Origin of the sequence: Nafulsella turpanensis ZLM-10, from assembly GCF_000346615.1 — a bacterium.
GTDB classification, from domain to species: Bacteria; Bacteroidota; Bacteroidia; order Cytophagales; family Cyclobacteriaceae; genus Nafulsella; species Nafulsella turpanensis.
In genome coordinates this window covers 1-7,264 of record NZ_ANNU01000060.1, presented here as the reverse complement: position 1 = coordinate 7,264, position 7,264 = coordinate 1, and the positions used below count along the sequence as shown (strand labels likewise).

Genomic DNA, 7,264 nt, shown 5'->3' with positions numbered 1-7,264 from the left:
AAGAATCGACATTACCTACTTTATGGATGAATATACACGGGCCATTGAGCGGGTAAATTCCTCAAGGGGCAGAAGAAGCTCAGGCACAGCACGGTAGAGCCTGTCTTCGGCACCTTAATCAACTTCATGGCCCTGAAGAGAATTAACACCAGGGGTATCATACAGGCTGAAAAAGTAATGCTGATGAGCGCCTGTGCCTATAACCTGAAAAAGTGGCTTAACTTCTCCCAGAACAGAAGGAAAACAGCTGCTCTGGCTCTGCCTAAGCCATTTAATCGCTGCTTTTGTACTGTGATTTTTCTTTTGGGCAAAAGAAGCAGGAAAATAAACAAGAGAGTGATGAAATAAGAAAAACTGAGCTTAGAAGCAATCAGGTTGTGCAACAGCTACTGGGGTTATGGGCAGTATCGTTTTTCATTGTCCTACACACCTGCTATCCATTTTGTTGATTAAAGTATAAAAGCACATATCATAAAAGATATAAATCCAGCTAAAACAGTAATCCAAGCAGCTATTTTGAACGGCAACCTGTCATAAGCTGACCCTTTTATATCATAATAAACCTTCCTGTATTTCGATTTATACATAAACATGAAGAAAGTAATGGTCAACCCCACAATCATTATTGGGTATATCCCTGTCGTTGCTAGCTTTTCTCCATCCAAAAATTTAACTACAGAAGCTGCAAGAGTGGTCAGCATAAATCCAAGTGAACATCCAACTATCCCAAATGCGGTTAAGTGTGGAATATCATTACTGTAATTCCCGTCCTTGTAGTAGGAGTTATAGATGTGGAAATAAACTACTTTTAATCCTTTAATCATTAATTAGGTTGGACTTTATTGCCCATAACGGTCCGCAAACAGGGTGATGGGCATTTAGTGGCTATAAAGTTTCCAGTTGCTAGTGGTTTCTTTGATGGCTGTGGTGCCTGAACTACCAGTGTACGCCCAATAACCTGTTTGTTTTGTTGTTGAACTAAACCGCTTACAGCGGTAGAGATTCAGCTAAAAATAAGTATAAAGATTTCATAACCAAAAATATATTTGTTATGAAATCAAGAGAAAACACCATGCATGGCCAGCACATGCTGGCCTTTAAGGAAGCCAACATTTCAAAGGTAGCAGGTCTATCGCCTCTGCTCGCCAGCTTCACAAAACGCATCACAGTCAGTTATTCGAGTTCCAGCACGGTGCAGACCTACCGCAGGGCCTTGCGTGATATCAGCCTCTTCCATGGTTGTTTGCCAAATGGATTGGAGACAGATGAGATTCTGGATTACCTGCACTTTCTGAAGGAAAAAGGCTTAAGCTGGGCAAAGATAAAGCTTGATGCAGCGGGCCTGAAGTACTTCTACCGGGAGATGGCAGGCGACGAAAAACTAGCCTCCTCCATTCCTTATCCTAAGGAAGAAAAGTCGCTTCCCCTCATCCTGAGCAGGAAAGAACTGCTCCGGCTTTTCGATGCAGCCCCCAATCCCAAGCACCGTGTTATCCTGCGACTCATCTATGGCAGCGGCCTGCGGCGAAGTGAGCTTATAAACCTGCGCATCAAAGATGTAGAAACCGATGATGGAAAGTGCCGCCTGCGTATCAACAAAAGCAAAGGCTGCAAAGACCGCTATACGGTGCTCAGCCAGAAGGTACTGACTGAACTGAGAGCCTACTTCAAAGCCTGTCGTCCGAAGGAATCCCTCTTCAATGGTCAGAAGAAGGGGCAGCCTATGAGCAGGGAACTGCTTCCCTATATCATGGAGGGATGTCTGAAAAGAAGTGGTATCAAAAAAGAAGTTAGCCTGCATACGCTCCGCCACTGCCGCATCGGCGGTCCGATTTGCTTCCCATGCCCTTGAGGATGGTATGAATATCCGCAGTCTTCAGCAGTTGCTGGGCCACTCCAGCATCCAGTCCACCATGATTTACCTGCACGTGAGCGATGTGCCACTGCAAGGCTCCTTTAGCCCCCTTGACAGGCTTGAAGAGTAAGTTGCAAAAGCCAGGCCTCACCATACAGCACCTTCTTAAAGAGCACCTGGATGAGCTGTATGCCCAGGGGCTGGTTAACAGCTATGAGCACAGGATATTAAAGGCGCTTCAGGCATGCAGAACCGCTGCTCTTGGAGGACATACAGAAGCCTGCGACAGCTGCGGAGAGCTAAAGGTGCATTACAACAGCTGTGGCAACAGACATTGCCCTGCCTGCCAGGGAGCAAACAGAGAGAGGTGGCTCCTGGAGCGGGAGTATGACCTTTTTGATGTGCCTCACCACCATATTACCTTTACAGTGCCCGCAGAGCTGAGGGCTCTTTTTAAGCTCAACGAGAGGTTGCTGTATAACATGCTTTTTCAAAGCATGTGGAGCACCCTTTTGTCTTTTTCAAAAGATAAAAGAAGCAGATTACAGGCAGAAATCGGGGTGATTAGCATACTACATACCTGGACCCAGAAACTGGAATACCATCCGCACCTGCATTGCATTGTCCCTGCCGGAGGACTTACAGCAGCAGGGAAATGGAAGAGCAAAGATGGTGGCTTCCTGTTTTCAGTGAAAGCTCTCAGCACTGTTTTTAAAAACAGGTTCTGTGAGCAGCTTAAGAAGAATCAAAAGGAGCTGCATTTACCTTTTGGTATTACAGCCACTAACTTCTATAGCTTCCTTCGCAGACTAAAAGCAAAGAAGTGGGTAGTCAACAGCAAACCAGGATTTAAGGGTAAAGAATCTGTGCTGGAATACCTGGGCAGGTACACCCATAAGATAGCCATTAGTAATTACCGGCTGATAAAGGAAGCAGATGGTAAGGTAGTTTTCAGCTACCGCGACAGAAAAGCAGGAGATGTAAAGAAAGTGATGCAACTGGAGGTAAAGGAGTTTCTTTGCCGCTTTAAGCAGCACATCCTGCCAAGGAGCTTTGTCAAAATAAGGCATTACGGTCTGTTCAGCACCAGGGTAAAACAGGAAAAGCTTGCCCGTGTCCGTAAAGCACTGGGACAGCCTCAAAAGGAAAAGAAAGAGAAAAAGAATCTCTCTGAAGTGATGCTGGAAACTACAGGGGAAAATATCTACCGCTGTAAAAGCTGCCGGGAAGGCGATATGGTCGTGCTAAAGTTGCTGCCTCCGGTAAGAGGTTCTCCCGGAAAATTATCAGCAGTAAAGCTAAAGAGTAGCAGTATGGATTAAGAAAAAAGCTTCCTAAAGAAGGAGGCCTGGCAGTGCTATGCCTATACTTGAAATTAACACCGGCATGAGAGAGAAAACCATCTATAAAAACCAAAGAAATCGGCCTGTAGTAGCACCCCAATCAAAGAAAACCTCCTTCTTCTTTCTCCAAAGACCCAGCCCCGAAAGATTGAAATTACACAGCAAAAAGACCTTCTACGGCTAAGGCACAAGCAGTTTAGTGCAACCCTCAGGAAAAATCAGTGGGAGCCCCCTGGGCCCACTGGATTTTGAGTCCTAATTGTTGTAAGTCGTTTATATTTTTTATCCCCAGCAATCAACAACCATAGTACTATCCCACCCAAAAAAAAGCATATTAATCCCACTTTCATCCTTCCACTCCAGTAAGTATTTGAAATATTATCATAAAGCACTTCTCCATCTCGGACAATTTCATATACTAATTGATTTATTGGTTCTTCTTGAGTAGCCCAATTTTCTTCATAAGTTACCTGGATATTATCTCCAATTTGAACACCTTTGAAATCTTTATCAAGAATTGCGTCCCCTGGTTATTTACCGATACCCCTAATGGTTGCTTATGGTTTGAAAGTCTGAAATAATAAACATGACTGGTAATATTTCTACGGTTTCCACTTATGGTTGTATTCCCTTCCTCTTTTACCGTCCCACTTGTTACTTTGAAATCCTCTCGTGTTTTGAATGCATCATATATAAGTGTGAAGGCAAAAAACCAGAAGAATCCGATTATCATCAGAATCATCCATCTTACCTTTTTATATCCTTCGGGATTGAAATTCATAATGACTTACAACGTTCCGCAAACTGGGTGTTGGGCATTTGATGGCACATCAGTTTCCGGTTGCTGTTTTGTTTGTCAATGGCTTGATGCCTGAATTTCCAGCTTATGCCCAATAACCTGTTTGCATTGTTGCCCACAGTTTAACTTTTATTCCACTTTTTGGCTCTTTTCATACAAGAATTCTGGGTCAAAGTCTGCTTCATTAGCCCACTCAATGGTATCAAAACTTTTTCTTACAGTTTTGAAAAGGCGCTCATCTTTTAGCTCCTGAAATACTCCTAAATGAAGGTACGGCTTCACATCAAATTGCCTTTTTTCTCCATTTTCAAAAGTCAGCAATAAAAGATAGTCAGCCTGAGGTTTTACTTCTTTAACAGCTAAATACATCTTTTTTATCTATTTTAATGGGTCAATCTGAAATGGCTTTTCTCCATTCTGGCATAAAGTCCAATCTGCTAATAATTCTTCTCGATGAATTTCCATCCACGCCTGAATTAATCTCAATTGTTTTGATGGAATCTTACCTTGCATTACCTCACAATCCTCAATCCTAATCGTAACTGTCGAATCCTGATAATATGCGTGAATGTGCGGTGGATTATGTTCCTTTGGTCCATAGTACATTCGAATAATAATTCCGAAAAACATTGATATTGTCGGCATATCATTTCTTTTTCATTAAAGATACAAATCTTCAGTGAATTTTGTTCTTTCAAGAATATGTCTTCGGAAATTGTGGGCAACGGCAGATTGTGCGGGAACTGTCGTGGTATGGTTGAATTTAAAAGTGGCGATAAAGCTTCAATAAACCAATGAAAAGTTGTATTTTCATTAATGGAACACATCATTGGGCAAGACCGCTTTCAAGCCTATACCTCCACACTTGAAGAGCGGATAGCAGCAGATAATCCGGTAAGGGTAATTGATGCTTTTGTGGAGGTACTGCCTTTAGAGAAGATGGGCTTCAAGGTACAACCTGCCGCTACGGGACGACCTTCCTATCACCCTAAGCACCTTTTAAAGCTCTACCTCTACGGCTACTATAACCGCATCCGCTCCTCAAGAAAGCTTTCAGCAGAATGTGTGCGCAACATCGAACTGCACTGGCTGATTGAAGGACTTACCCCTGCCTATCATACCATTGCTGATTTCAGAAAAGAGCATCCCAAAGCCCTTCGGGAAGTATTTAAAGCCTTTGTCTCTTTCCTGAAGGGAGTAGACCTGCTGGGAGGGGATTATGTAGCTATTGACAGCTCCAAGTTCCGGGCAGTGAATTCCAAGAAGAACAACTACAATCAAAAAAAGATAGACCGCCATCTGGCTTACATCGAAGCTAAAACCAGTGAATACCTCCAGATTCTGGAAGAAGAGGATAAAGCCGATGGCGCATCGGGCATGTTAAAAAAAAAGTAGACCAGGCACTGGAGCAATTGGCAACACGGAAGCTGAAATATGAAGCCCTTAGAGAGGCAGTGAAAGCCAGTGATGACGGGCAGGTATCCACCGCAGCGGCGGACCGTTACTGATGCAGAAAGTAGAGCCTTAATCCTGCACCGCAATATCGTGGAGGTAAGCTACAATACCCAAACAGCCGTAGACAGCAGGCATAATCTCATCCTCCATTACCAGGCTACTAATAAGAATGACTTCAAAGCTTTATTCCCTGTAGCTCTGGCAGCAAAGCAGGTGCTGGGAAAAGCAAGTATTACCGTTTTAGCTGATAAAGGCTACTTTAATGGCCAACAGCTAAGTCAATGTGAAGAGCAGGGTATCATTACCATTGTAGCCTTCAAAGAGCCTCGCAGGCAGAGTGCAGTTCCTACAGCAGAGTACCTCATCGATAAGTTTAGCTATGACAAAGAGAAAGATGAGTATACCTGCCCACGAGGCAAGGTACTAAGAACCAATGGGAGTGTCTACAAAAAGAGCACCGTCTGCGAGATAAGAAAGAATCCTACGCCCTACACGGTAAAGCATTATAAGACCAAAGCCTGCATGCAATGTGAGGCTAAGTCTTTATGCACCAACAATAAGTATGGACGCCTTGTGGAACGAAATGAATATACAGAGCCAGTAGGAAGGAACAATCAGAGAGTGATTAAGCAGCAGGAAGTCTACCGCAAAAGACAGGCCATTGTAGAGCATCCTTTCGGCACCATCAAGCGTGGCTGGGGCTATACTTTTACACTACTCAAAGGACTGGAAAAAGTAGATGGGGAGATGGGAATCATCTTCACAGTCTACAACCTCAGAAGAGCTGTGTCCATACTTTCCGTGCCAAAGCTGCTGGAGCTACTAAAAGGCTGGAGAAATCGCTGTTTTGCCTCTTTTTCAGACAGAATCAGGGATAAATTAAGCCCTTCTGCTGAAGTCTGTTTTGAGGGCAGGGAAAATCAGCTGCAAAAAATGGCTGCTTAGGAGAGGCCTGAAAATGATTCCTGGGACAGGCGAATGCTTGTTATTCCTGGAACCAGAGTTTTCGCACGCTCTGACGGTAATAAAAATAACAGCGGCTGAAGTAAATCGCCAGCTCACTATATGCATAAATTAAGGTAGCAAATGGCCTTGAACTTTGCTACTCCAGCTAACCAGCCGTTGTTATTTTTTAGGGTTGGGCGGTCGTGTTTATTTTTTAAAGCTGATTGGGGTCTTGCCGAGTATTAAACAAGTAAGCGATATTTATCACTCTTTCTTTTACCTCATAAAAAATAATGGTCTGCTTACTCATTACAGCTTTCCGCAGTCTTTCATTTTGCTCCGATGAAGGAAACATGTAGGGGAATTGGGTTATAAAATCTAACTGCTTTGAAAGCTGAGCTTTGAAATTGGAGATTTCTCTTTCCGTCCATCTTGATGTCAGGTAGTCTAGGATATCTTCTAAGTTTCTTATAGCCTCATCAGACCACAAGATTTTGAAGTTAGATTCCATACTTCCGTCTTATGTCCTCATGAGAAGTCACCCTTCCGGCATCAATATCTTGTAGCCCTCGTTCAATCCCTTTTCTTTGTTCATCAGTCAAATCATCCCACCAATCAGTTTTAGCATCCTTACTATCTTTTACTACCTTAAGATATTCAATCGTATCCTGGTCCTCCAGTTTGGTTAACCAGGCGATTAATTCCAGTTTTATTGCTTCAAGTCCCATATCCTTAGTTTTTCTTAAGTTACTAATCCTAAAACGAATTTCAGTCAAATTAAGGTTCTATTTTTTGTGCATGCCGCCCAACGGCAGTCTGTGCGAGAACTGCCCTCTTTGTGTGAATTTAAAAGTGCAGAAAAAGCAT

Annotated in this window: 10 protein-coding genes and 1 pseudogene; 6 read left to right on the top strand and 5 right to left on the bottom strand. The window is 43.2% G+C overall.

The features are described from left to right. Positions 1–348, top strand: a pseudogene (locus tag F752_RS27055) (transposase); the annotation flags it as partial. Positions 349–449: 101 nt separating this feature from the next. Here the strand turns inward: F752_RS27055 and F752_RS0119870 are convergent. Next, positions 450–824, bottom strand: a complete 375-nt coding sequence (locus tag F752_RS0119870) for a hypothetical protein (RefSeq protein WP_017733498.1) — start codon at positions 822–824, stop codon at positions 450–452. Between the two features lie 227 nt (positions 825–1,051). Here F752_RS0119870 and F752_RS24690 point away from each other — a divergent pair, with 227 nt between their 5' ends. From F752_RS24690 to F752_RS24685, 3 genes are read left to right on the top strand one after another with little or no spacing between them, the layout of a single operon-like run. Continuing rightward, positions 1,052–1,852, top strand: a complete 801-nt coding sequence (locus tag F752_RS24690; RefSeq protein ID WP_026135864.1) for a tyrosine-type recombinase/integrase — start codon at positions 1,052–1,054, stop codon at positions 1,850–1,852. Between the two features lie 7 nt (positions 1,853–1,859). Continuing rightward, entirely contained in the window at positions 1,860–1,985 is a 126-nt protein-coding gene (locus tag F752_RS26860) for a tyrosine-type recombinase/integrase (protein ID WP_017733497.1), read from the top strand. Then, entirely contained in the window at positions 1,975–3,177 is a 1,203-nt protein-coding gene (locus tag F752_RS24685; protein ID WP_160164146.1) for an IS91 family transposase, read from the top strand. The genes F752_RS26860 and F752_RS24685 overlap by 11 nt, the downstream gene beginning before the upstream one ends. A 949-nt stretch (positions 3,178–4,126) precedes the next feature. Here the strand turns inward: F752_RS24685 and F752_RS0119845 are convergent. Further along, positions 4,127–4,366: a DUF2442 domain-containing protein gene (locus F752_RS0119845; protein ID WP_017733494.1), complete on the bottom strand. Its 240-nt coding sequence runs from the start codon at positions 4,364–4,366 to the stop codon at positions 4,127–4,129. A 9-nt stretch (positions 4,367–4,375) separates the two neighbouring features. Continuing rightward, positions 4,376–4,642 (bottom strand): DUF4160 domain-containing protein, encoded by a 267-nt coding sequence (locus F752_RS0119840; RefSeq protein WP_026135863.1) that lies wholly within the window; start codon positions 4,640–4,642, stop codon positions 4,376–4,378. A gap of 171 nt (positions 4,643–4,813) precedes the next feature. Between F752_RS0119840 and F752_RS25590 the strand changes: the two genes are divergently transcribed. Together F752_RS25590 and F752_RS25585 are read left to right on the top strand one after the other, a co-directional pair. Next, positions 4,814–5,392, top strand: a complete 579-nt coding sequence (locus tag F752_RS25590) for a transposase (RefSeq protein ID WP_051049927.1) — start codon at positions 4,814–4,816, stop codon at positions 5,390–5,392. A gap of 72 nt (positions 5,393–5,464) precedes the next feature. Then, complete coding sequence (locus F752_RS25585) at positions 5,465–6,397, top strand: transposase (protein WP_051049926.1); 933 nt, start codon at positions 5,465–5,467, stop codon at positions 6,395–6,397. 214 nt (positions 6,398–6,611) lie between these two features. Here F752_RS25585 and F752_RS0119830 read toward each other — a convergent pair whose 3' ends face one another. Both F752_RS0119830 and F752_RS0119825 read right to left on the bottom strand, forming a co-directional pair. After that, positions 6,612–6,908, bottom strand: a complete 297-nt coding sequence (locus tag F752_RS0119830; RefSeq protein ID WP_017733492.1) for a type II toxin-antitoxin system RelE/ParE family toxin — start codon at positions 6,906–6,908, stop codon at positions 6,612–6,614. Next, positions 6,898–7,125: a hypothetical protein gene (locus F752_RS0119825; protein ID WP_017733491.1), complete on the bottom strand. Its 228-nt coding sequence runs from the start codon at positions 7,123–7,125 to the stop codon at positions 6,898–6,900. Before F752_RS0119825 ends, F752_RS0119830 begins: the two co-directional genes overlap by 11 nt. Positions 7,126–7,264 lie beyond the last annotated feature (139 nt).

Coding starts and splice junctions, on each gene's coding strand:
- F752_RS0119870 (WP_017733498.1), bottom strand. CDS start 824: ATGATTAAAGGATTAAAAGTAGTTTATTTCCACATCTATAACTCCTAC.
- F752_RS24690 (WP_026135864.1), top strand. CDS start 1,052: ATGAAATCAAGAGAAAACACCATGCATGGCCAGCACATGCTGGCCTTT.
- F752_RS26860 (WP_017733497.1), top strand. CDS start 1,860: ATGAATATCCGCAGTCTTCAGCAGTTGCTGGGCCACTCCAGCATCCAG.
- F752_RS0119845 (WP_017733494.1), bottom strand. CDS start 4,366: ATGTATTTAGCTGTTAAAGAAGTAAAACCTCAGGCTGACTATCTTTTA.
- F752_RS0119840 (WP_026135863.1), bottom strand. CDS start 4,642: ATGCCGACAATATCAATGTTTTTCGGAATTATTATTCGAATGTACTAT.
- F752_RS25590 (WP_051049927.1), top strand. CDS start 4,814: ATGGAACACATCATTGGGCAAGACCGCTTTCAAGCCTATACCTCCACA.
- F752_RS25585 (WP_051049926.1), top strand. CDS start 5,465: ATGACGGGCAGGTATCCACCGCAGCGGCGGACCGTTACTGATGCAGAA.
- F752_RS0119830 (WP_017733492.1), bottom strand. CDS start 6,908: ATGGAATCTAACTTCAAAATCTTGTGGTCTGATGAGGCTATAAGAAAC.
- F752_RS0119825 (WP_017733491.1), bottom strand. CDS start 7,125: ATGGGACTTGAAGCAATAAAACTGGAATTAATCGCCTGGTTAACCAAA.